The 23,703-nt window shown below is 69.2% G+C and carries 16 protein-coding genes; 8 read left to right on the top strand and 8 right to left on the bottom strand.

The window, feature by feature from the left end; all coding sequences use genetic code 11:
- Positions 1-72 precede the first annotated feature (72 nt).
- From AC1D1T_RS10925 to AC1D1T_RS10915, 3 genes are read right to left on the bottom strand one after another with little or no spacing between them, the layout of a single operon-like run.
- Entirely contained in the window at positions 73-4,122 is a 4,050-nt protein-coding gene (locus AC1D1T_RS10925) for a beta strand repeat-containing protein (protein ID WP_477991876.1), read from the bottom strand.
- A gap of 11 nt (positions 4,123-4,133) precedes the next feature.
- On the bottom strand, positions 4,134-5,768 hold the full coding sequence (locus AC1D1T_RS10920) for a ShlB/FhaC/HecB family hemolysin secretion/activation protein (protein ID WP_477991875.1): 1,635 nt from the start codon (positions 5,766-5,768) through the stop codon (positions 4,134-4,136).
- An 8-nt stretch (positions 5,769-5,776) separates the two neighbouring features.
- A complete protein-coding gene (locus tag AC1D1T_RS10915) occupies positions 5,777-7,906 on the bottom strand; it encodes a CHAT domain-containing protein (RefSeq protein ID WP_465113292.1) in 2,130 nt (709 codons plus the stop codon).
- A gap of 203 nt (positions 7,907-8,109) precedes the next feature.
- Between AC1D1T_RS10915 and AC1D1T_RS10910 the strand changes: the two genes are divergently transcribed.
- From AC1D1T_RS10910 to AC1D1T_RS10900, 3 genes are all read left to right on the top strand, one after another.
- Complete coding sequence (locus tag AC1D1T_RS10910) at positions 8,110-8,991, top strand: hypothetical protein (protein WP_477991874.1); 882 nt, start codon at positions 8,110-8,112, stop codon at positions 8,989-8,991.
- Positions 8,992-9,061: 70 nt separating this feature from the next.
- Positions 9,062-10,489: an Imm57 family immunity protein gene (locus AC1D1T_RS10905; RefSeq protein ID WP_477991873.1), complete on the top strand. Its 1,428-nt coding sequence runs from the start codon at positions 9,062-9,064 to the stop codon at positions 10,487-10,489.
- Between the two features lie 32 nt (positions 10,490-10,521).
- Positions 10,522-11,178, top strand: coding sequence for a hypothetical protein (locus tag AC1D1T_RS10900; RefSeq protein ID WP_477827353.1), 657 nt, complete (start codon positions 10,522-10,524; stop codon positions 11,176-11,178).
- Positions 11,179-11,226: 48 nt separating this feature from the next.
- On the opposite strand, the gene AC1D1T_RS10895 is transcribed toward AC1D1T_RS10900, so the two are convergent.
- The 3 genes from AC1D1T_RS10895 to AC1D1T_RS10885 all read right to left on the bottom strand — a co-directional run bounded on the left by AC1D1T_RS10895 (position 11,227) and on the right by AC1D1T_RS10885 (position 15,491).
- Complete coding sequence (locus AC1D1T_RS10895; protein WP_477991872.1) at positions 11,227-13,050, bottom strand: hybrid sensor histidine kinase/response regulator; 1,824 nt, start codon at positions 13,048-13,050, stop codon at positions 11,227-11,229.
- Positions 13,047-13,691 (bottom strand): response regulator, encoded by a 645-nt coding sequence (locus AC1D1T_RS10890; protein ID WP_197067008.1) that lies wholly within the window; start codon positions 13,689-13,691, stop codon positions 13,047-13,049. The genes AC1D1T_RS10895 and AC1D1T_RS10890 overlap by 4 nt, the downstream gene beginning before the upstream one ends.
- A gap of 189 nt (positions 13,692-13,880) precedes the next feature.
- Complete coding sequence (locus tag AC1D1T_RS10885) at positions 13,881-15,491, bottom strand: inorganic phosphate transporter (protein WP_477827001.1); 1,611 nt, start codon at positions 15,489-15,491, stop codon at positions 13,881-13,883.
- A 115-nt stretch (positions 15,492-15,606) separates the two neighbouring features.
- Between AC1D1T_RS10885 and ppk2 the strand changes: the two genes are divergently transcribed.
- Positions 15,607-16,503 (top strand): polyphosphate kinase 2, encoded by an 897-nt coding sequence (gene ppk2, locus AC1D1T_RS10880; RefSeq protein WP_465113300.1) that lies wholly within the window; start codon positions 15,607-15,609, stop codon positions 16,501-16,503.
- A gap of 393 nt (positions 16,504-16,896) precedes the next feature.
- Here ppk2 and pstS read toward each other — a convergent pair whose 3' ends face one another.
- Entirely contained in the window at positions 16,897-17,949 is a 1,053-nt protein-coding gene (gene pstS, locus AC1D1T_RS10875) for a phosphate ABC transporter substrate-binding protein PstS (protein WP_477826390.1), read from the bottom strand.
- A 260-nt stretch (positions 17,950-18,209) separates the two neighbouring features.
- Between pstS and AC1D1T_RS10870 the strand changes: the two genes are divergently transcribed.
- Positions 18,210-18,464, top strand: a complete 255-nt coding sequence (locus AC1D1T_RS10870; protein WP_047506047.1) for a hypothetical protein — start codon at positions 18,210-18,212, stop codon at positions 18,462-18,464.
- A 9-nt stretch (positions 18,465-18,473) separates the two neighbouring features.
- Here the strand turns inward: AC1D1T_RS10870 and AC1D1T_RS10865 are convergent, their stop codons facing one another.
- Positions 18,474-19,580: an ROK family transcriptional regulator gene (locus AC1D1T_RS10865; RefSeq protein WP_052211844.1), complete on the bottom strand. Its 1,107-nt coding sequence runs from the start codon at positions 19,578-19,580 to the stop codon at positions 18,474-18,476.
- A 121-nt stretch (positions 19,581-19,701) separates the two neighbouring features.
- Between AC1D1T_RS10865 and xylB the strand changes: the two genes are divergently transcribed.
- The 3 genes from xylB (at position 19,702) to AC1D1T_RS10850 (ending at position 23,703) form a co-directional block, all read left to right on the top strand.
- The gene (gene xylB / locus AC1D1T_RS10860) at positions 19,702-21,174 is read left to right on the top strand and encodes a xylulokinase (RefSeq protein WP_477991871.1); all 1,473 of its coding nucleotides are present in this window, start codon (positions 19,702-19,704) and stop codon (positions 21,172-21,174) included.
- Between the two features lie 21 nt (positions 21,175-21,195).
- Entirely contained in the window at positions 21,196-22,509 is a 1,314-nt protein-coding gene (gene xylA, locus AC1D1T_RS10855) for a xylose isomerase (protein WP_047506051.1), read from the top strand.
- A gap of 75 nt (positions 22,510-22,584) precedes the next feature.
- On the top strand, positions 22,585-23,703 hold the full coding sequence (locus AC1D1T_RS10850) for an NAD(P)/FAD-dependent oxidoreductase (RefSeq protein ID WP_477825125.1): 1,119 nt from the start codon (positions 22,585-22,587) through the stop codon (positions 23,701-23,703).

Raw genomic sequence — 23,703 nt, 5'->3', positions numbered from 1 at the left:
GCCCGCCAGGGCCGACCGCCTCGGCATGAGCCCCCAGCCCATTCCCTCACCCCCCGCGCCGCGAAGCAACCATCAGAACGCCGAGCAAGACCCTCCATCACTCACATCCAGGCACCCCGACAGCTGCGGCTGATTCCGCACCTTCCCCCACTCGGCCGCCAGCGGATCCGATTGCTTGTCGTCCGCCGACAACCCACGGATCAGCGAGGCCGCCGTGCAGATGTACGGCTGCGCCAGGTTGCGCCCGTACACGCCCGATTCGAACTGCGACTGGAAGCGCGACTGCAGCGCCTCGCGCGTGATGCCCAGGATGTCGAGGTTGCTGATCTGCGCCGCGCCCAGCACCAGGTTCGCGCCCTGGAACGTGATCACGTAGCCGGTCGGTGAGGTCAGCGTGCCCTGCGTGATCGCATAGCTGCCCTCCGGGCTGGTCGGCGTCGCCGTCGTCGCGAGCGCGCCGGTCAACGCCGTCGCGGCGGTGTCGCCGTCCTGCAGGCCCGTCACCGTGTACGTCAGCGGCGGGATCGCGCCGGCCGGCCCGTTCGCCGGCGTCGCGGCGACAGTGACCGTCGGCTGCGTCGGCAACAGCACCTGCTGCCCGGTCTGCGGCAGCGCGATGCCCGACACCGAACAGGTCCCGGTGTCGCCGAACGCGCAGCCGTAATAGCGGATCGCGCCCGAGTTGGCCGCCAGGCCGGTCACCGACGGTGCCCACACGCTCCAGCGCGTGCCGGCCGACAGCGTCGCACCGGTGCCGAAGATCACCTGCGTCGGCGACACGATGTCGAGCCGGCCGACCTCGTTGTCCATCGAGATCGAACGGTTCAGCGTGATGCTGCCGGCCGCCTGCAGCAGCGCACTCGCGCCGCCCTGGCTGTCGGTGATCGCGAGCGTCGAGAACCCCGCGCCCGCCGCATCGAACGATGCCGCCGAGGCCGCATCCACCACCAGGTTGCCGCCCGTCACCACCGACAGCGAGCCCGGCGGATCGAAGGCCAGCGTGCCGATCTGGTTCTGCGCATTCGTGAGCGTCACGCTGTTTCCGCCGCTGCCCTGGATCACCAGCGTCTGCACGCTGATCGGCCCGGTCTGCGTCACCGCACCGCTGCTCATCAGCCCGAGCGTGCCGACCGAGTTCTGGCCGCCCAGCACGATGCCGGCCGAGCCGTTGCCCTGGTTCTGCAGCGTCAGCGACACCGCGTCGTGGTTCGCCRGCGCGCCACCATCGAGCGTGATCTGGCCGACGTGCCCCGCCGAGCCGACGACGATGCCCTTGCCGGCCGTCACGCCGCCGACGTTGTCGCTCGCCGGCTGCAGCCAGCTCGCGTCGACATAGAACTCGTCGCCCGGCTGCGCCGCCGCCTGCGCGCGCGGGCCGTTCGGCGTGCGCACCCCCGCGCCACCGCCGGTGTCGGCGAGGCCGATCCGGATCGCGATGTCGGTCTGCTCGGTCAGCCCGCCGTTCGCATCGACGCCCAGCGGCCGGAAGTTCACATACCCGGTCGTGCGGATGAACGGGTTGAACGAGGTGCCGAGGTCGAGCGCGGTGCCGCCGCCGCTCTCGCCGCCGATCACGACGTTGGCGCCGGTCGAGCCCGGCGTGCCGTCGGTCGGGCCGCTGTCGATGTGCAGGCCGYTGCTCTCGCCGGCGTTGTACTGCACGCCGATGCCGCCGCTCGCGTTGGCAGCCTGCCCGGCCAGCGTGATCGTGCCGGTCGAGTTCTCGGCACCGCCGATCGACAGCGTGCTGTAGCGCAGGCCGACTGCCGCGCTGGTCTCGACCAGCGTGACGCCGGCGTCGTCGGCGCGCCCCGCCAGCAGCACCGAGCCGGTGCCGGCCGAGATCGACAGCGTGCCGATGTCCAGCCCGATGGCCTGGTTGCCGGCGGCGGCGGTGCGCGTTGCGACGCCGCGCAGGTCGATCGTGCCGGCTGCGGTGGTCAACGAGCTGCCACTGATCTGCAGGGCCGAACCGGCCCCCGAGAGTCCGAGCACGCTGATGTTGTTCGCGTTGATGTCGGTGCCGGAGATCACGACCCCGGATTCGAAGGTGCCCGGGCCGCCTGCGCCGCGGATCGTCACGTCGCCGGCACCGGTCGTGCCGCGCGTGTCGACGGTGGTGACGTTCAGCTCGACACCGGCGATCTGGCCGTTGCCGCGCGCGAAGCCGCTGGCCGGCGTCGTGCCGCCGCTGATCAGCAGGTTGCCGCCGGCGGTGGCGAGCGTCGCGCCGTTGATGCTGACGTTGCCGCTGCCGGTGCCGTCCAGGTCGCTCAGCAGGTTGATGTCGAGCGGGCCGGCGCCCTTCACCGTGATCGAGCTGCCGGTGCCGAGCACGATGCTGTCGTGCGCCTGCAGCGTGAGGCTCGTGGCCCCGGTGCCGGCGCTGCGCACGATCGCCGCGCCGCCTTCCAGCGTGATGGTGCCGGTGGCCGAGCCGGTGTTGCCGGTGCCGGTCGAGATCGTCACGCTGGTGCCGCCGTCCAGCGCGGCGGAGATGTCGTCGGCGCGGATGTTGGCGCCCGGGCCGGTCGGGTTGAAGCTGCCGTCGGTGGTGGTGGCCCCGGTGGTCGAGATCGTCACGTCGAACGGATCCAGCGTCCAGGTGCCGGCCTTGCCGCCCGCCGCACGGGCGCGTGCATCGACCGTGCCCTGGCCGATCACGAAGCCTTCGGTGCTGTCGGTCAGGCTGGTCGTCATCGCCAGGCCCGAGGTCTCGATGCTGCCGCCGTTGCCGCCGTTCACGCCGCCGCGCGCATGCAGCGTGCCGTACATCTCCAGCACGCCGAACTCGGTGCGCGGCAGGCCGGTCGGCGAGGCCGACACCATGCGGTTCAGCATCGCCTGCATCGCGATCGAGCCGCCGTCGCCGCTGCCGGTGGCGTCGGCGCTGACGGTGCTGCCGCTCGCGACGAGCAGCGAGCCGGTGTCGGTGCCGCCGATCGTCACGCTGCCGCCACCGGTGGCGCCGTCGGCGGCGATCGAGGTGCCGCCGTTGGGTGCCGCCGCGCTGGCCGAGGGACGACCCGCGCGCCCCGCCAGCGCCGGGATGACGGCCGAGTTCAGCGAGATGTCGCGCCCGCCGAGCGTGATGCGCCCGCCCAGGCCGACGCTGCTGCTGGCGCCCAGCGTGGCGCCGTTCAGCACCAGCTGCGATGCGGCATCGCTGCCGGCATCGATGTCGATGGTGCCGCCGGCGCCGGTCGTGCTGTCGGTGCTGACGGTGCCCTCGATCGTGATCACCTCGGAGCGCGTGCCGCTTTCTTCAGCCGCCGCACCGATGCGGATCGCGCCGCCGCTTGCCAGCGTCTGCGAGCCGCTGCCGATCAGCACGCCGCCGCTGCGCACGGCCGGCGTGTCGAGCGCCACCTCGATGTAGCCGCTGGTGGTGACCGGCGCCAGCGTCGCGCTCCCGGCGGAACTCAGCGTGATCGAGCCGCGCGGCGCACTGATCACGCCAAAATGCTCGACGCCGTCGCGCCCGATCAGCAGGATCGAGCCGCCTTCGCCCGCCTGGATCTGCGGCACCAGCGGGTTGTCGGCTTCCATCACCTGAACGCTGCGGCCACCGGTCGGTGCCACGGTGGTCTCGAAGTCGATGCCGCTGCCGTTGATGAAGCCGGCGTAGTTGTTGTCCGACATGCTGGCCGACAGGTCCAGCGTGGTCGCCACCAGCGAGCCGACGTTCACCTGCGCGCTCGGCCCGAACACGATGCCGGTCGGGTTGACGAGGARCACCCGGCCGTTGGCACTGATGCCGCCGTAGATCTCGCTGGCCGGGATGCCGTTGGCATTGCCGGTCACGCGGTTGATCAGGATGCTCTGCGCGTTCGGCTGCGTGAAGTTGACCTTGGCGCTGCTGCCGACGCTGAAGCTCTCCCACTCGACCAGCGCGCGGTTGGTCGCGCTCGCGTTCTGCGTGACGGCGAGCGTCGGGTTGGTGCCGCCGCTCGATGTGCCGACGGTGGCATTGATCTGCGCGCCACCGGGCTTGACGACCGGCAGCTGCGTGACGGCCGGCGCAGCAAAAGCCGGCCCGCCGAGCGCAAGCGCAGCGGCCAGCGCGACCGGCAGCAGACGGGGTTCGAAGCGGGGTTGGAACGAGAGGGAGCGGGTTGCCATGGTGTGGATCCTCAGAATGCGTGCTGCAGCTCGACCAGGAAGCGGGTGCGCTTGTCGTCGGCTTCGGAGGTGACGGGCTCGTCGCCGCGCCGCGCGACGGCGGCCTTCAGCGTGAAGAGCTCGGGGTTGGTGTACTGCACGCCCAGGCCGGAGCCGTGCAGGTTCAGCGTGTTCGGCCGGCCGTCGTCGTCCGGGCGCTYGAAGCGCTTGCCGTGGCCGGCGTCGTGGAAGACGAAGCCGGTCCACTGCGGGTCGATCCACAGCCGCAGCTCGGTGTTCAGCACCGCGGCTTCGTCCGACGAGCCTTCGGCCGACGGGTAGGCGCGCACGCCGCGCGCGCCGCCGAGCGTCATCTTCTCGGCGTTGTCGAGGTTCTTGCTCGCGAACTGGCCGACCAGCCCGACGAACAGCGACACCCGCGGCACCACGGCCTGCAGCCGGTTGACCTGCACGCCGAGCTTGCGGAAGCTGCCCTGCGTTGCGCGGTCGCCGAGGCCGCTGTCGTAGTTGCGGTAGACCTCGCTCTCGATGTCGAGCTTGCCGAACTGCAACGAGACGTTGCCGCCGGTGAAGCCGCCACCGGCGAACGCGTCGCGGTTCTCGAACGACAGGCCGAACTCGCCGCCGCGCACCTTCTTCTCGGTGGTGTCGCCGAACTCGTCGACCAGCTTCTTGCTCGTCAGTGCGACGCGGCCGACCAGGTTGCGGTCGCGCGTGCGGATGAAGGGGTACGACAGCGACACATCGGCGACGTTGGCCGAGCCGACCGCGCCGGCACCGGCGAAATCCTGCCCCAGCTCGTACTCGACGCGCGAGATGCCGGCGCCCAGCCGCCACGCGGTCGAGCCGAGCGGGATCTCGTAGCCGAGCCGGCCGACCAGCGTGCCCTTGCCGCTGGAGACGGAGGCCCGCAGGTCGAGGTTGTCGCCCGAGCCGGTCGGGTTGTTCCAGCGCAGCAGCGCACCGGCGCGGTAGCGGCCGGTCGTCTCGGAGCCGTAGTTGTCGGCATCGACGCTCGCGTCCCAGCCGCGGCGCGCCTCGGTCTGCACCGCGATCGCGTAGCGGCCTTCGTCGCCGGTGGGCAGCAGCGTCGACTTGGCGCCGACGCCGGGCCAGTCGTTCAGCGTGTACATCGCGCGATCGAGCGCCAGCACGTCGAGCGGCTCGTCCTTCGCGATGCCGTTGCGCTCCAGCACCGCGGTGATCTTCTGCGGCGAGATCGGCGGCTTGTCGGGGCTCTCGACCGTCACGCGGACGATGCGCGGCTCGACGATCGCGATCTGCAGCACGCCCTGCGCCAGGTCCTGCGTCGGGAAGCCGACGCCGACCAGGCCGTAGCCGCGCTCCTCGTAGAAGCGGCGCAGCGCGACCGCGACCACCGCGAGGTCGGTGGCGACGATCTCGCGGTTCAGCCAGGGCTTGACGACCTGCTGCAGCTCGGCTTCGGGCACCGCCTTGGTGGGCGTGAAGCGCACCGAGGTGATCGTGAACTTGACGAGCGGCCTGGCCGTGGCGCGCGGCGCCGAGGCGGCTTCGGCGGCCTGCGGCGCGTTGCGCAGCGCGGGGGCTTCGGTCTGGCCATGTGACGTCAACGGGAATGCCAGGGCCAGGGCCATCGGCAGCGTGCGCAAGGGAAGGTGGGTCATGCTCGTTCTCATCGTGCGGCCACCGCGTTGAACACCTGCAGGCGTCCATTCCCGACGACGTTGAAGGGGGCCCAGAAGAACGGATGCGCGAAGCGGCGGTTCTTCTGCACCTCGAGTTCGGCCTGTTGCATCGCGCCCATCAGGTCGCGGCCGCCGGCCAGTTCGCGGTACAGCCGGGTCATCAGCAGGTCGGTGGATTCATCGGCCACCGGCCACAGCGACGCGACGATGCTGTTCGCGCCGGCCGACAGGATCGAGTGCGTGAAGCCGACGATCTCGTCGCCGCGCGACACCTTGCCGAGCCCGCTCTCGCAGGCCGACAGCGTCATCAGGCGCACGCCGTCGAGCTTCAGGTTGTAGATGTCGCGTGCCTCCAGCAGCCCGGGCTCGCTGGGGGTGGAGGCCAGCAGCACGCGTGAGAACAGCGGATCGACCTCGTCGAGCTCGGCGTGCGCGGCGATGTGCACCACGCTCGCCGAGGCGGCGCCTTCCTTGAAGCGCTGCTTGGTGGCCTCTTGCTGCACGAAGACCTCGCTGCGGCCGAACTGCTGGGCCACCTTCTGCACCTCGCGCTCGGCGCCGGGCAGCGGCGGCACGTCGCGGTCGGTGGCCGGGTTGCCGAAGCCGAGCAGCGACGAGGCCTGCGCGTTGCCGCGCGCAAGCAGCTTCGAGCCGACGGCGGCCGACGGCCACACCGCCAGCGCGCTGCGCTCGACCAGGAAACCGCGGCCGTCGTGCAGCGCCTGGAACGGCAGGTAGTGCAGCGGGCCGTGCGGCACGACGAAGAGGCGGCGAGCGTCACCCAGGTCAATGCCGGACAGCAGCGACTTGAAGAGCTGCTGCGCGAGCGAGGTGGTGTCGCGGCGGCGTTCGATGACGCTGCTGCGGAAGCCCTCGACCTGCTTCGCGAGCGAGGCCTGGCCCTGCGGGATCAGCGCGGCCGACAGCCCGCTGCGCGTGATCAGCCAGACGATGCTGCGGTCGTCGAGCACGTGGAACTGCAGCACCGCGTCGCCGGCACCGAGCGAGCGCTGCAGCTCGGGCAGCGAGACGCGCTCCTGCGCCAGCGTGTCGCTCGCGCGGTCGCGGATGGAATCGAGCAGCTGGCGCGAGCGCGAGGCCTCGGAGAGCGTCCACGCGGCCTCGTAGTTGCGCGCATCGAGGCTCAGCGCCAATGCGGCGTTGAACACCTGCTGGATGTCGCCGAACAGGCCGGTCTTGAACTCCTCGCTGGTGAACTTGCTGCGCAGGCGCTCGGCCTGCTGCACGGTGTCGAGGTAGGCGGCCAGCGCGGCTGGCTTGTCGCCGCGGGCGGCCTCGACGCGCGCGATGCCTTCGGAGGCCCACAGGCGGTGGTAGGCGGTGTCGCCGGCGCCGGGGTCGGCGAGAACCTGCCTGAAAAGAGCCAGTGCCTCGTTCGGCTGCGCGCTGCCGAGCAGGGCGTTGGCGCGGCTGCGCTTGTAGAAGGGGCCGAGCTTGTCGGTCTCGCGCACGGGGACCTGGTCGAGCTGCTTCAGCGCCTCGGGCGCGCGGCCGGCGGCGGTGTAGGCGTTGGCGAGCGAGACCTGCACCAGCGGGCGGAAGCGGTCGCTCGCGAGCGCGATGCTGCGGGCGTAGTAGCCGGCGGCATCGCCGTAGCGGGCGCGGCGCACCGCGATGTCGCCGAGCACCTTCAACGACGGCGCGTGGGCCTGCTGCGGGTTCTTCGGCGTCAGGGCGAGCGAGCCGTTCGCGAAGCGCTCGGCCTCGTCGAGCAGGCCGGCGTAGCTGTAGGCGATCGCGAGGTCGCGCTGCGCGAGGGATTTGAGGTCGTCGTTGTCGTCGGCCTGGCCGAGGTGCAGGGCCTTGCTGGCGGCGCGGATGCTCTGGCGGAACTCGCCCTGCTCGGCGAGCGCGATCGAGCGGCCGCAGTAGCCGTAGCCGTCGAGCTTGACGACGTCGCGCGCGTAGAGCGCCTTGCCTTCGGCGCTGACGGAAAAGAGGCTTTCGGCGTCGCGCTGGCGGGCGAGGGCGTCGCGGGCCTGGTTGTTGGCCGGCGCGAGGCCGTCGGCAGTGGTGGCCGATTGGGCGTGGGCACCGGTGGCCAGGAGCAGCGCGCAGGCCAACGCCACGCAGCCCGCACGAACGGGAGAGGTCAACACAACAGATGCCTTTCGATGCAAGCGAGCCGCCATGCCGCGGGCTGCGTTGGGGAGCAATCGCGGGGCGATGCTAAGAGGCGTGCCCGGCGCCACAAAGTGACCAAGGTGAGTCGCTGGTGGTTCTAGGGGGACGGGGCGGCGCGAACTTTCCGCGGGACTGTTGTTACAGAGGGGGCTGTCACAACGAGAGGAGTGGGTTCATGAAGAGGAAGATCGATGAGTTGCGCCTGAAGAAGCCGCTGTTGCTGAACGAGGACACGACCGACGACGGTCGCAACGTGAAGCCTGAGGAGCCCGGGAAGGCGGAGAAGGTGGTGAAGGCCAGGAAGGGCGCCGCACAGGTGATCTGGACGCAGGTCGAGGGCGTGGTCAAGCGTGTGGCCAAGCGCAAGCCGGTCGAACAGGAGGGGACAGCGCCCGAACCGAAGAAGGTCAGGATCTGCAACGAGCCGCAGCTGCGGGCGCCGTTGAATTTCAAGGACCTGCTGGGCGATCTGATGAGGGAGGCCCGCACGATCGAGGCGTTGCCCGTGCAGGGGGATCGCATGGCCGCACTGGACACGCTGTGGGGTGGTGTGAGCCGGCGCCTGCTGTCCGCGCTCGCCCCCGGCACGTCGGACGAGACGGATCGTCGACGCGCGCTGGCGGTGATCCTGCTGGCGAACGATCACGCGAGCTTCGAGAAATTCGCCCGCAAGGGGAACGCCGCCGCGTTTGCAGATCGCCTGGGGTCGCTGCGCGAAGCCATGGACACGTCGTCGCCGGACCTGTTCTGGCGCAGTGCCGAACTCGGCCCCGTGCTGCAGGGCCTGCTGAGGGTCAGCATGCATGCCGGCTCCGAGGAAGACATCAGGCGCCATGCCTTGGAGATGATCGACGCACTGTGCGGCGCGGGCCGTGTGCCGCACGAATTGACGCGGGCCATGAAGGGGTTGGTCAGCGCGGCGCTGGATGCTCATTTCGCGCTCGACCGCGTCTGGGAGCAGTCTTCGGRACTGGTCGAGAACGTGGTCGACGTGCTGCTGAGGATCGGGCCGCCATCGGATCCGCTGCCACAGCCCGGCGCACTGCCGAAAGGGTGATCTCCATATTTTCTGCAAACACCCTCTGAAGACTGCGACGCGTCAAGCGCAACAGAGATCAGGGGGATTCATGCTGGACATCACCAGAAGGCTTGCCGTCATCGTTTCACTCGCCTTGCCGCTGAATGCGATGGCGGGCTACCCGCCGGGCGCCAAGGTCTGGAGCTGGACCTACAACGCACGCGGGCAGAAGCTCACCGAGACGGCGCCGGACGGCACGACGACGGCCTGGACCTACTACGAGGACAGGACCGCCGACCACATGGTCGGCGACCTGCAGAGCGAGACGGCGAGCGATGGGCGCGTCACGCGCTACCTGCGCTACGACCGGTCGGGCAAGTTGCTGGAGAGCATCGATCCGAACGGTGTCGTCACGCGGCAGACCTACGACCTGCGGCAGCGGCTGCTGACGCGCGACGTGGCCGGGCGCGTCACGCGCTACACCTACGATGCCGCGGGGCAGCTCAAGCGGCTGGGAGGGGATTCCTGTCATCGTGAGGTACCCCCAATGAGGTGGCCGCTGGTTCTCACAGCGATCCTGCTTTTGTGTCCGACGCTGGCGGACGCTGGCTGCCAGTCGAAGAACCAGGCGCAGGTCATTCAGGTTCTCCGACAGGGCATCGACCTGAACGAGCGATTCAAACGTTCGGTCATTTCGGGCGATGAAGCGACGTACAAGGCCCTGCGCAGACAGAACGAGCAGTACAGCGAAGAGGCTGCTTTGCCGTGCGTTCGTCGGGCCGTGGATCTCCTTGATCAGCAGCTCGATGAGGCTTTGCTTCGCCTGCTCATGGCGTACGCGGTCTCGCGCCAGAACTCCGCGGATGAAACAGTCCCCGAGGCATTGGCTTCGGTGTTTGCGAAGCACCCGGACGCTGTTGCTTCAGGCCTGAGGTCGTTTTCTCCTGGACACGCAAAGGTGCTGCTGCGCACCATGGAGTCTGGGTGGCCCGCCATTCGCAGGGGACTCGACTCGACACTCCGCCAGGACCGAGATGAGCGCTTGAGAGCGCTACGTGCTGAACAGTCGAAACGGGCGCGGGGGCAGGAAGAGGGCGACCTTCGGATGGCCAACGTTGCCATGGCAGCCGGCATCGCGATGGGGGCGAGTGAGCAGACAAGGACACGATGTGCAGTGAGCCCCTGTCTGGGCGTTTCTCAGGCTGAGCTCGGACTGGCCCTGATTGCCGCGCGCAGCAGCCCCGCATCGCTCAAGGCGCTGGCGGAACTTGCTCGATTCAAGCTGGATGGCAGCTTGGCTGAAGACTACTCGTGCAGTGTCTTGCGCAAGGGGGCGAAGCTGAAGAAGTGGGTCGGCGTGACCGGAGCGAGCGAACTCAGAGAGCAGTGCATTGCAGAGTACAGCGTGGTGACACGTGCTCACACGGGCGTCTTTCCGGCGTCGGAGGCGGATCTGGTTTGCAGGAAAGAGGCAGAAATCGTTGCAGCGAAAGAGGCTCTGCTCGGCGTCCTTCGCGCGGAGCACTCTTGTCCGTGAGAGCTGTGGAGACGATGCATATGGAGACATCCGTGGCGAAGCAACTCAGCGACGAGTTGAACGACATCATCGGTCGTTTGGACGAATCGGTCCGCTTGGTGATGGATCGATGCTCTGAGGCGGAATTCACTGCCTACAGGAGCGTGATCGGCAGAGTCATGGGAATGCTCGTCCTGGATGTCCTCAATCCGCTGTACGCGAGAAATCCGGAAGCAAGCCGAAGGGACATCGTTCCCTTCCGTTGTGCGAAGACAGGATCAGAGCTGTCTCCTGGAAGAGCAGGTCATTGCGCGCTCTGCGAGCGGTTGCTTGATCGACAATTTTTGCCGGAGTGCGTCTACCTAGCGCAGAGGAAACCAGTTTGTGTCGACTGCATCCAGGCTGTGGCCGACAAGACGTTCGCGACGATCATCAAACGGGACCTGTGGTTGGTTGACGCCGCGGCGGCGGCCCGTCGAAAGGATATCCGCATCGAAATTGGTTTTCCTCGTCCGACGGGATCCGGTGAAGAGGCCGCGTGCTCGGTGCTGATTCGCGGGTTGATGCCAAACGCCATCGACATCCATGGTTCCGACGCCTTGAGCGCGATGGAGTGTGCGATGACGTTTGCCGAGTCCGAGTTGAAGGCTTTGCCCGGAACGATGGCAGTGCAGTGGCCCGGCGGTGAGGCGTACATCGACCAGCCGTGATGGAAGCCATCGAACATCTGAGCCCGGCGGTGGGGGCGGAGCCGCGAGCTACGGCACCGCCCTCAGCACCGCATACAGCTCCCGCGTGCGCACCGGCTTGAACAGCACCTGGTGCCCGCTGTCGTGCACCCGCTTCACCTGCTCCGGCGAGGTGTCGCCGGTGATCAGCAACGCCGGCAGCGGCGCGCCGTAGAACTCGCGCACCCGCTCGATCGCCTGGATGCCGTCCTCGTCGTTCGCGAGCCGCAGGTCGGACACCACCACGTCGATCACGCCGGCGTGGCGGCGCACCTCGGTGCAGGCCTCGAGGATCGTGCCGGCCGTCAGCACGTGGTAGCCCCAGGTCTGCAATAGCTCGCGCATGCCGTCGCGGATGATCTCCTCGTCGTCGATCAGCAGCACCGTGCGGTTCGCGTCGACCGCGGCCGGCACCGTGTCGGCGGCGATCACCATGTTGTCCATCTCGACCAGCTCGGTCTGCTTGATCAGGATGCGGAACACCGTGCCGCGCCCCGGCGTCGAGGCCACCTCCAGCTTGTGCCCCATCAGCACCACCAGCCGCTTGACGATCGCCAGGCCCATGCCCAGCCCGCGCGTGCGGTCGCGCCCCGGGTTGCCCACCTGGTAGAACTCGTCGAAGACCTTCGGCAGCTCGTCCTCGGCCATGCCGATGCCGGTGTCCCACACCTCGATGCTCACATGGTGCCGCCGGTTGCGCGCCACCACCACCAGGCCGCCCTCGTTCGTGTAGCGGATCGCGTTGTGGATCAGGTTGCTCAGCACGCGCTCCAGCAGGTGCGGGTCGCTGGTGACGATCTTGCCGCCGGGCTTGAAGCGCAGCGACAGCCCCAGCTCCTCGGCCTGCCCGCTGCAGTGCATGTGCAGCACGCGGAACAGGTCGCGGATCGGGAACGACTGCAGGTTCGGCTCGATCACGCCGGCGTCGAGCTTCGAGATGTCGAGCATCGACGTGAAGCTCTGCTCCAGCGCGTCGATCGAGCGGATCATGTTCGTCACCATCGGCTGCAGCGGCGAGCTGCCGAGCTGCTTCTGCAGCGTCGCGGCGAACAGGCCCAGCGCATGCATCGGCTGGCGCAGGTCGTGGCTGGCCGATGCGAGGAAGCGGCTCTTCTCGCGGTTCGCCCGCTCCACCAGGAACACCTGCTGGCGCAGCGCGCGCACCAGCGCATCGTTGTCGAGCTTGGTCTGCAGCTCGCGCATCAGCAGCCGGTGGCGCGACAGCGCGAACACGCCGATCGCGAGGCCCGACACCGCCACCAGCGAGCCGATCGTCAGCGACAGCGGCAGGCCCTCGCGCAGCAGCACCACGATCAACGGCGTGAGCAGCGGCAGCAGCCACCAGAAGATGGCCGGGCGGTACGGCGTCGAGAGGTGCGCGCCCGCGGCCGCGACCAGCAGCAGCACGCCGATCAGCCACGAGGTGGCCGTCCAGTTGGTGCTGGGCAGCAGCCACCACGCCGCCGCACCCCACACCAGCGACGACAACGCCAGCACCACCAGGTAGCGGCGCAGCCATTGCTTCGGCTCGGCCAGTGCCGCGCGGCCCTGGCGGCGGAAGTGCCACGCGAGCAGCAGCTGCAACCCCTGCACGCTGTGCATCGCGGCCGACCACCACAGCACGCGGGCGTCGTCGGTCAACAGCGCGAACACGCCCCAGCCGAGCAGCGCGAGCGCGAACGACACCGCGATCGTCCGGTAGGCATGGCGATACAGGCGCTCCACCTGCGATGCGCCGGTGCGCTCGCGGCGGCGTTCCTGGCCTTCGTCGAGGCTCGCGTCGTGGGCGCCGGGCGTTGCCGAGGGCGCGATGCGGAACACCACGGGCGGCCGGTCGCTCAACGGCGCACTCAACGGAACAGGCTGATCAGGTGCGAGCGCGACTTCACGTCGAGCGCGAGCAGGATCGTCGACACGTAGTTCTTGATGGTGCCCAGCGACAGGCCGGTGGCCGTGCTGATCTCCTGGTTGGAGCAGCCGGACAGCACCAGCTCGAGGATCTCGAGGTGGCGCGGGCCGAGCTCGGCGACGCGGTCGTAGCTGGACGAACTCGGAAAGCGCGGGAAGCGGGCGCTGCTGCCGTGATGAGCGGCGTGGCCATTGGCCGGGCCGGGCGTGGCCGACAGCAGCGAGAGCACGATATCGCACATCGAGCCGGGCGCCTGGCCCTTGGTGACATAGCCGACCGCGCCGAGCGCACGCACTTGGCCGATCACGAATTCATCCTGCGTGCCGCTGATGACCGCGACGCGTGCCTGCGGAAAGGCCTCGAGGAACTGCTTCAGGCCTTGCAGCCCCTTGCAGTCGGGCATGTTCAGGTCGAGCAGCACCAGCGTGGTGTCGGGGTGGGCCCGGTAGGCCTCGATCGCATCGTGCAGCGTGCTCGCCTCCAGCAGCTCGAGCGGCGTGCCCTCGATGGCCGACAGGCTGGTGACGATGCCCACGCGCAGCAGCGCGTGATCGTCGACGATCAGGATCTTGGGGACAGGGGACACGGTGGATCCGGTGGATTCGGCGCCAGGGTGCAGGACGGAATTCATCGCAGGGGATGCCTCATCGACGCTCAAGCAAGCGCGCATCGTATGCGCTGAGCGCACGCGAGGCAAACCGCCCATTCGGGCGGATCCCCTTCGTCGGATCGCCGTTGGCTCACCCGAAAGGGGGTGTCCCCGTTTGCGCCGCCGTCAGAACAGGTGCGTGAACAGCCAGTACAGCGAGCCCGACAGCAGGATCGCGGCCGGCAGCGTCAGCACCCAGGCCATCAGCAGGTTGCGGATGGTCGACATCTGCAGGCCCGACCGGTTGGCCGCCATCGTGCCGGCCACGCCCGACGACAGCACGTGCGTGGTCGACACCGGCAGGCCGTACATGTCGGCCGCGCCGATCGTCATCATCGCCACCAGCTCGGCCGACGCCCCTTGCGCATAGGTGAGATGGGTCTTGCCGATCTTCTCGCCGACGGTGACCACGATGCGCTTCCAGCCGACCATCGTGCCCAGGCCGAGCGCGATCGCGACCGCCACCTTCACCCACAGCGGGATGAACTTCGTCGCGTCGTCGATCTGCTTCTTGAAGGCCTTCAGGTTGGCGCGTGCATCGGTGTCGAAGCCGGTGCCCTCGGCCTTGTCGAGGAAGCGGATCGCCTCCGATGCGAGATACATGTCGTTACGCACATTCGCGACCGCCTCGGCCGGCACGCGGGCCAGCGAGCCGTGCTGCTTGACCTGGCGGCCGATGCTGCCGGCCATCTCGGCGAGGGCCGGCACCACGTCGGGGGTCAGCGCCTTGGTGCGCACGTAGTCGGACAGGACCTTGCGCGGATCAGCTGGAGCTGCGGCAGCGTTGCCGCGCACCAGCGAGCCCTGCGTGGCCTGAGCCATCGCGACGAACTGGGTCACCTGGTCGACCGGCATCGCGCGGTTCAGCGCGTAGGCCATCGGCACCGTGCCGACCAGGATCAGCATGATCAGCCCCATGCCCTTCTGGCCGTCGTTCGAGCCGTGCGCGAACGACACGCCGGTGCAGGTCAGCACCAGCAGGCTGCGGATCCACCACGGCGGCGGCTGGTTGCCTTTCGGCTCTTCGTAGAGCGCCCGGTTCTTGACGAAGGCGCGCAGCGCGAGCAGCAGCAGTGCTGCGCAGCCGAAGCCCACCAGCGGCGACAGCAGCAGCGAGTAGCCGACCTTGGTGGCCTGCGCCCAGTCGACGCCGCTGGTGCCGTCGCGGCCGTGCATCAGCGCGTTGGCGATGCCGACGCCGATGATCGAGCCGATCAGCGTGTGCGACGACGAGGCCGGCAACCCGAGCCACCAGGTGCCGAGGTTCCAGACGATCGCGGCGATCAGCAGCGCGAACACCATCGCGAAGCCGGCGCTCGAGCCGACCTGCAGGATCAACTCGACCGGCAGCAGCGAGATGATGCCGAAGGCCACCGCGCCGCTGGACACCAGCACGCCGAGGAAGTTGAAGAAGCCCGACCAGACCACTGCGATGTTCGGCGGCATCGAGTGGGTGTAGATGACGGTCGCGACCGCGTTCGCGGTGTCGTGGAAGCCGTTGACGAACTCGAAGCCGAGCGCGATCAGCAGCGCCACGCCGAGCAGCAGGAAGGGCAGCCAGGTGGTGACCGTGGTGCCGGCGGCGCTGATGTCGCCGACCAGGCTGTAGCCGGTGAACAGCAGGCCGGCGGCGAGCAGGCCGATGAACAGGATCGCCGTCAGCGGGCCGGGCTTGCGGTCCAGCGAGGGGCGTGACGATACGGGCAGCCTGCCGGCGGTGGTGGTGCTGGTGTTCATGGAGCCGGATCGTCGGACGGCGATGTGACAACGGCATGACGGCGGGCTGTCATGGCCCGGTCATGCGGCTGATGCACCGTCAGGCACCCGTGTCTTTCAACCTGCCGTACCCACCATGAGCGTGAACCCCGAACAAGACCAGTGGATGCAGCGCATCCACCGCGACCTGATGGACAGCTACGACGAGGAGCTCGAGCTGGAGATCGAGGACCGCGACCCGGATGGCACGCCGTCGGACCGCGAGCAGCGCCGCAGCTATTTCCGCGAGCTGTTCCGGCTGCAGGGCGAGCTGGTGAAGCTGCAGGACTGGGTGGTCGGCACGCGGCAGAAGGTGGTGATCCTGTTCGAGGGGCGCGATGCGGCCGGCAAGGGCGGCGTCATCAAGCGCATCACGCAGCGGTTGAACCCGCGGGTGTGCCGCGTGGCGGCCTTGCCGGCGCCGAACGACCGCGAGCGCACGCAGTGGTACTTCCAGCGCTATGCGACGCACCTGCCGGCGGCCGGCGAGATCGTGCTGTTCGACCGCAGCTGGTACAACCGCGCCGGTGTCGAGCGGGTGATGGGTTTCTGCACCGACGACGAATACGAGGAGTTCTTCCGCACCGTGCCCGAGTTCGAGAAGATGCTGGTGCGCTCCGGCATCGTGCTGCTGAAGTACTGGTTCTCGATCACCGACGAGGAGCAGCACCTGCGCTTCCTCGGCCGCATCCATGACCCGCTGAAGCAGTGGAAGCTCAGCCCGATGGACCTGGAGTCGCGCCGCCGCTGGGAGGACTACACCAAGGCGAAGGAGATCATGCTGGAGCGCACGCACATCCCCGAGGCGCCGTGGTGGGTGGTGCAGGCGGTCGACAAGAAGAAGGCGCGGCTGAACTGCATCGCGCACCTGCTGGGGCAGCTGCCGTATGGGGAGGTGGCGCATGCGCCGATCGAGTTGCCGCAGCGGGTGCGGCACGACGACTACTTCCGGCAGCCGGTGCCGGGGGAGATGATCGTGCCTGAGGTGTATTGAGCTCTTTGCGGCACCGCCCGTCTGTGTTTGGGGGAAAAGATTGAAGTGACCGACGAGCGCGCCGGCGCTCGCATGCTTGTCGGTCACTTCAATCTTTTCCCCCAACAAGAGCGGCTGGTGGTGAGCGCGGGGGGTGAGGGAMTGGGCTGGGGGCGATTTCTGAGGCGACGAAGAAGCTTGGTTTAGGGGGTGGCGCGCGCCAGCGCGCTTCGTAGACATACTCATCGCCACTGTTTGACCACAGCGAACGCAGTGAGCGGAGGGAGTTTGGCGATGCACCCCCGAAGCCGAGCTTCTTCGTGGAGTCGGCGCCCCCCAGGGGCGTCGACCGCCTCGGCATGAGCCCCCAGCCCAGTCCCTCACCCCCCGCGCGACGCGCCCGCGCCAAGCAAACTAGAAATTCATGTACTGAGGCGCCTTGCCATCCTTCGCACGCACACCAGCGAACCGCGCCGTCAACCGAGCCTGCAGATTCACCGGCAGCGGCGCAAACCCCGTGCCGCGCGTCAGGTCGTCGCCGTGCATCAGGCACCAGTACAGGAATCGCATGCCCTGCGCGGCGCGCTCGGCATCGGCCGGCTCGGCGTCGAACAGCACGAAGCTCGTCTGCGTGATCGGCCACGCGCCGCTGGCCGGGCGGTTCATCAGCGACGCGAGGTCGTTGCCGGCGCGCGAGACATCGCTGTCGAGGATCGCCGCGCGGAAGCCCGCCTCCGATGCCGCCACCGCGACGCCCGCACCGTTGACCAGCCGCACCGCCGCAAGCCCGTCCTTCACGACGCGGTCGTAGCTGACGTAGGCGATGCCACCCTCAGTGCCGTCGAGCGCCTTCACCATGCCGTCGTTGCCCTCGGCCGTCGCGACCTCGCCCGGCCACTTCGGCGCCTGGCCGGCACCGATCTCGGTCTTGAAGGCCGGCGACACCTCCGACAGGTAGCGCGTGAAACCCTCGGTGGTACCGGAGCGGTCGGCACGCACGATGCGCTGGATGCGCAGCGCAGGCAGCGCGACGCCCGGGTTCTGCGCCGCGATGCGTGCATCGTTCCACTTCGCGATCCGCGCGGCCATGATGTCGGCCAGCACCTCGCCCGACAGCTGCAGCCGGTTCGCGCCGATGCCGGGCAGCTTGACCACCGGCACGATGCCGCCGATCAGCATCGGCACCTGCACCAGCTTGCGCTTCGTCAGTTCGTCGGCGGGCAGCGGCGAATCGCTGCCGCCGAAGTCGACCGCGCGTGCGCTGATCTGCTTGACGCCGTCGCCCGAGCCGGTCGCCTTGTAGGTGACGGCGGCACCGGCGTTCTGCTGCTCGTAGGTCTTGGCCCAGCGTTCGTAGATCTTGGACGGGAACGAGGCCCCGATGCCGCGCACCTGCGCGATGGCGTTCGTGGCAAGGAGGGAAAGGAGGCCGGCGAGGGCAGCATGGCGAAGGCGTGTGGTGGTCACTTCGGAAAAGCCGTTGGTTACTGCGAGGGCGCGACGATACATCGGTCGCGTGACAGTGCGTGAACCCGACAGGGTGGGCGTCGCGAAGCGTGAACTGCTTCGCACCTGATCAGGCTTCAACACGCTGTTACCCGGCACACGGTCACGTAACGGGTCGCCATGGAAGACTTCTGCACAAGGGAGCCCGAGAGGTGGCCTCAAGCCGGCTGCAAAACGGCCGAACTTGCATGGACCACTTCCACATGTTGTTGGAGCCTTGAATGGACCTGGAAACCTCTGTCGTCGACTCGCAGACCCTGCGCCGCCACCTGATGGCACCGAACCCGATGCAGCGCGCGATCGCACTGCACGCGCTGGAGGTCGAGGTCGAGCGGCTGCCGGCTGGGGACCGCTCACTCGGCAATGAAGTCGAGAAGTTCGTCTCGCGCGGCATTCCGTTCTATGCGCTGAACGATCCGCACTATTGCAGCTGGGTCGGCAAGGCCGCCTCCTACTGGGACAAACTGCACGCCTGACTCTGATGCTCAGCCGTAGATCGGCCTGAGCATGCAATGCAAGACATAGGCGGCGCCGCCCACGGCCGTTGCGAGTGACCCATACCGCGCGATGCGGATCTGCGGCGGCGCAATGCCCGCCTCGGTCGCGAACTGCTGCACCGCCGCCAGCGCCGGGTCGAGGAACTCGTCACCGCGCTCGACCGTCTCGCCGCCGAGCACGATCACCGTCGGGTTGAAGGTCATCCACACGTTCTGGATCAGCACGCCGAGGTAGGCGCCCGCGCGCGCCACGTCGTCGGGCGACCGGATGTGCCGCGCGCCGATCAGCGCCTCGGCGCAGCCGCGCCGCCCGCATGAGCACATCGGCCCGCCGAGCTGCAGGATCGTGTGCCCGACCTCGCCGGCCAGTCCGCTCGCGCCGCTGAACAGCCGGTCGTTCAGCACGATGCCCGCGCCGACGCCGATGCCGCAGCTCAGGAAGATCAGCGGATCGTCGGCTGGCCCCTCGCTGAACTCGAACTCGCCGATCGCCGCCAGGTCGGCCTCGTTCTGGTAATAGATCGGCACGCCTTCCAGGCCCGCGGCCGCCGCCTCGCCCGACAACCGCTTGCCCAGCTCCACGTCGCGCCAGCCGATGTTCGGCGCGAACTTCAGCACGCCAGCCCGCTCGTCGACCGCGCCCGGCAGCCCGACCCCGATCCCCATCAGCCGGTAGTTGCGCTCCTGCACCTGCGCCGCGAGCGACAGCACCTGCTCGATCAGCTGGTGGCAGGCCAGCTGCGGCTCCAGCGAGCGCAGCGGCGTACGCATCGACTCGATGACCTCACCGTTGATCGTCACCGCCGCGGTCTGGATCGCGTCGATGCCGAGCTCGGCACCGATCAGCGCCAGCCGCTGGCTGTTCAGCCGCAACGGCTTCGGCCGCCGCCCGAGGCTGCCGGTGTGCTGCGCCTCCTCTTCGAGCAGCCAGCCCTCGTCGATCAGCTCCTTCGCGAGGATGCTGATCGTCGACTTGGTCAGCCCGCTGTGCGTGGACAGGTCGGCGCGCGACAGCCCGGGCTCCTCGCGCAGCAGGCGCACCAGCGCCATCCGGTTGATGCGTTTGACAAGGTGCTGGTCGCCGGTGAGTGTCATGCGGGCATTGTCGCCACCGACCCGGCCGGATTCGCCTTCGGGAAAGCGCGGGGTGCATTTGTTTGTTCGATGAACTAAAGTGGCGGGCGTTGCCCCATCGGGGCCTTCTTTGACCGCCACCATGTACCTCGGAATCGACCTCGGCACCTCGGAAGTCAAGGTTCTGCTGTTGCAGGACGATCACCGCATCGTGGCCACGGCCGGTGCGCGGCTGACGGTGTCGCGGCCGCATCCGGGCTGGTCCGAGCAGGATCCGGCCGACTGGTGGGCGGCGACCGAGGCGGCGGTGGCCGCGCTGCGGGCCGAGGCGCCGGCCGAGTTCGCGCGCGTGCGCGGCATCGGGCTGTCGGGCCAGATGCACGGCGCGACGCTGCTCGATGCCGACGACGCGGTGCTGCGCCCCGCCATCCTGTGGAACGACGTGCGCTCCGCGGCCGAGTGCCTGGAGTTGCAGCGCCGCCTGCCGGCGCTGCCCGAGATCGCCGGCAACCTCGCGATGCCGGGCTTCACGTCGCCCAAGCTGCTGTGGGTGCAGCGCCATGAGCCGAAGCTGTTCGAGCGCACGCGCTGCGTGCTGCTGCCCAAGGACTGGCTGCGCCTGCAGCTGACCGGCGAGAAGGTCAGCGAGATGTCCGATGCGGCCGGTACGCTGTGGCTCGACGTGGCGCAGCGCCGCTGGTCGCGCGAGCTGCTGGCGGTGAGCAACCTGAGCGAGCAGCGCATGCCGCGGCTGGTCGAAGGCAGCGCGGTGTCGGGGCAGCTGCGCGACGCGCTGGCCGATGCCTGGGGCCTGCCGCGCGGCATCCCGGTGGCCGGCGGCGGTGGCGACAACGCGGCCAGCGCGGTCGGCATCGGTGCGGTGCGGCCGGGCGAGGGCTTCATTTCGCTCGGCACCAGCGGCGTGCTGTTCGTCGTGACCGACCGCTTCCGCGCGAACCCGGCCTCGGCGGTGCACGCGTTCTGCCATGCGGTGCCCGGGCGCTGGCACCAGATGAGCGTGATGCTGTCGGCCGCGAGCTGCCTGAGCTGGGTCACCAAACTCGTCGGCGCGGCCGGCGAGGGCGCGCTGCTGAATGAAGTCGGCGCGCTCGATGCGGCCGGCCAGGCGGCCGCGCCGCTCTTCCTGCCCTACCTTGGCGGCGAGCGCACGCCTCACAACGATGYGACGGCGCGCGGCGTGTTCTTCGGCCTGTCGCACGACACCACGGCGGCGCACCTCGGCTGGTCGGTGCTCGAAGGCGTGGCCTTCGGCATGCTCGACGGGCTGCATGCCTTGCAGGCCGCCGGCACCGAGGTGGGCCCGCTGACGATCGTCGGCGGCGGCTCGCGCAGCCCGCTGTGGGCGCAGCTGTTCGCCACGCTGTACGGCGTGCCGGTGCGCACCGTGCATGGCGGCGAGGCCGGCGGGGCGCTCGGCGCCGCGCGCCTGGCGTGGCTGGCCACCGGCGGCAGCGAGGCCGAGGTGTGCCTCGCGCCCGCGCTGAACACCGAGTACCTGCCCGAGCCCGCCGCGCGTCGCGATGCGCTGCTGGCCCGCCACGACCGATTCAAGTCGCTTTACCCGACGCTGCGTGCCGCCTTTGCCGCAGCCTGACCTTCACCAGGAGACATTGCCATGACAGAGTTCTTCAAAGGCATCGCGCCGATCAAGTACGAAGGCCCCGAGAGCGACAACCCGCTCGCCTTCCACTGGTACGACAAGGACCGTGTGGTGCTCGGCAAGCGCATGGAAGAGCAGCTGCGCTTCGCCGCCTGCTACTGGCACAGCTTCGTGTGGGACGGCCGCGATCCGTTYGGCGGCGACAGCTTCCAGCGCCCGTGGCACCAGATCGCCGATCCGCTGGAGCAGGCGCGCGTGAAGGCCGATGTCGCATTCGACTTCTTCAGCAAGCTCGGCATCCCGTACTACTGCTTCCATGACCGCGACGTGGTGGCCGAAGGCAGCACGCCGCGCGAGAGCGTCGAGTGGCTGCGCCGCACCGTCGACCTGCTCGGCGAGAAGCAGCAGGCCACCGGCGTGAAGCTGCTGTGGGGCACGGCCAACCTGTTCTCGCACCGGCGCTTCATGTCGGGCGCGGCGACCAACCCCGACCCCGAGGTGTTCGCGATGGCGGCGCTGCAGGTCAAGGAGGCGATGGACGCCACCGTGCGGCTGGGCGGCGCCAACTACGTGATGTGGGGTGGCCGCGAGGGCTACGAGACGCTGCTGAACACCGACCTGAAATCGGAGCTGCAGCAGATGGGCCGGCTGCTCGCGATGGCGGTGGACCACAAGCACAAGATCGGACTAAAGGGGCCGATCCTGATCGAGCCGAAGCCGCGCGAGCCGACCAAGCACCAGTACGACTTCGACGTCGCCACCGTCTACGGTTTCCTGAAGACCTACGGCCTCGAGAACGACGTGAAGGTCAACATCGAGGCCAACCACGCGACGCTGTCGGGCCACAGCTTCGAGCACGAGATCGCGACCGCGGCGGCGCTCGGCATCTTCGGTTCGGTCGACATGAATCGCGGCGACATGCAGTGCGGCTGGGACACCGACCAGTTCCCGAACAACCTGCCGGAGATGGCGCTGGCGATGTTCCACATCCAGCGCGCCGGCGGCTTCACGAGCGGCGGGCTGAACTTCGACGCCAAGGTGCGGCGCCAGTCGATCGATGCGGAAGACCTGTTCCACGGCCACGTCGGCGCGATGGACCTGTGCGCCCGCGCGCTGCTGGCGGCCGAGCGGATGATCCAGGAGGGCAGGCTCGAATCGGCGGTGCAGCAGCGCTACGCCGGCTGGCGCGGCGCGTTCGGCCAGCAGGTGCTGAAGGGCGAGCTGACGCTGGACGCCGTGGCGCAGCGCGTGCTGGACCGCAACGCCGACGTGCAGCCGAAGTCCGGGCGGCAGGAGGCGATGGAGAATTTGCTGAACCGCTACGTCTGAGCTCCCCCGACACCGCTCGTCCTGAGCCTGTCGAAGGGTCGGGCTGAGCTTGTCGAAGCCCCGCGACAATGCCGCATGGACCGTGTCGAAGCAGTGGTGGTGGGAGCCGGCGTCGTCGGGCTGGCGGTGGCGCGTGCGTTGGCGCTGCGCGGCCTGGAGACGCTGGTGATCGAGTCGCAGCCCTCCATCGGCACCGGCATCAGCTCGCGCAACAGCGAGGTCATCCACGCCGGGCTCTACTACCCGCCCGGGTCGCTGAAGGCGCGGCTGTGCGTCGAGGGCAAGCACCTGCTCTACGCGTTCTGCGAGTCGCACGGCGTGGTGCACCGCCGCTGCGGCAAGCTGCTGGTGGCGACCGAGCCGTCGCAGCTGACCGGGCTGCAAGCCTTGCAGGTGCAGGCGGCGGCGAATGGTGTCGACGACCTGGTGCCGCTCGACGCAGCGCAGGCGCGCACGATGGAGCCGGCGCTCACCTGCCTGGCGGCGCTGTGGTCGCCGTCGACCGGCCTGATCGACAGCCACGGCCTGATGCTCGCGCTGCAGGGCGAGCTGGAGCGGCGCGGTGGCATGGTGGCGCTGGCCTCGCCGGTGCGGGCGCTGCAGGCGGGGCCAGGCGAGCACGTCATCGAGGTCGGCGGCGAGCAGCCGATGGAACTGGCCGCCCGCATCGTCGTCAACGCCACGGGCCTGTGGTCGCCGGCGCTCGCGCAATCGACCTCGGGCCTGCCAGCCGGGGCGCAGCCGGCGGCCCGCTTCTGCAAGGGCAACTACTTCTCGCTGGCCGGCCGCGCGCCGTTCTCGCGGCTGATCTACCCGCTGCCGAACCGGGCCGGCCTGGGCGTGCACCTGACGCTGGACCTGGGCGGTCAGGCCCGCTTCGGGCCCGACGTGCAATGGCTGGCTGACGACACGCAAGACCCGATCGACTACACCGTGGACCCGGCGCGCGCCGACGCCTTCTACGCCGAGGTGCGCCGCTACTGGCCCGCGCTGCCCGACGGCGCGCTGCAGCCGGCCTACAGCGGCGTGCGGCCCAAGCTCGCCGGGCCGGGCGAGCCGGCGGCGGATTTCCGCATCGACGGGCCGGCCGAGCACGGCGTGCCGGGGCTCGTGAACCTGTTCGGGATCGAATCGCCGGGCCTGACCGCCAGCCTCGCGCTGGCCGACGAGGTGCTCAGCCGGCTGGGCGCCTGA

This window comes from Rhizobacter sp. P2_H3, assembly GCF_056403355.1.
Note: the sequence above shows the minus strand (reverse complement) of the source record. Positions and strands in the feature narration are given on the sequence as shown.

Excerpts from the sequence above, each read along its gene's own strand:
- AC1D1T_RS10885 (WP_477827001.1), bottom strand. The coding sequence starts at position 15,491 with ATGAACACCAGCACCACCACCGCCGGCAGGCTGCCCGTATCGTCACGC.
- AC1D1T_RS10870 (WP_047506047.1), top strand. The coding sequence starts at position 18,210 with ATGGACCTGGAAACCTCTGTCGTCGACTCGCAGACCCTGCGCCGCCAC.
- AC1D1T_RS10905 (WP_477991873.1), top strand. The coding sequence starts at position 9,062 with ATGCTGGACATCACCAGAAGGCTTGCCGTCATCGTTTCACTCGCCTTG.
- AC1D1T_RS10850 (WP_477825125.1), top strand. The coding sequence starts at position 22,585 with ATGGACCGTGTCGAAGCAGTGGTGGTGGGAGCCGGCGTCGTCGGGCTG.
- AC1D1T_RS10865 (WP_052211844.1), bottom strand. The coding sequence starts at position 19,580 with ATGACACTCACCGGCGACCAGCACCTTGTCAAACGCATCAACCGGATG.
- ppk2 (WP_465113300.1), top strand. The coding sequence starts at position 15,607 with ATGAGCGTGAACCCCGAACAAGACCAGTGGATGCAGCGCATCCACCGC.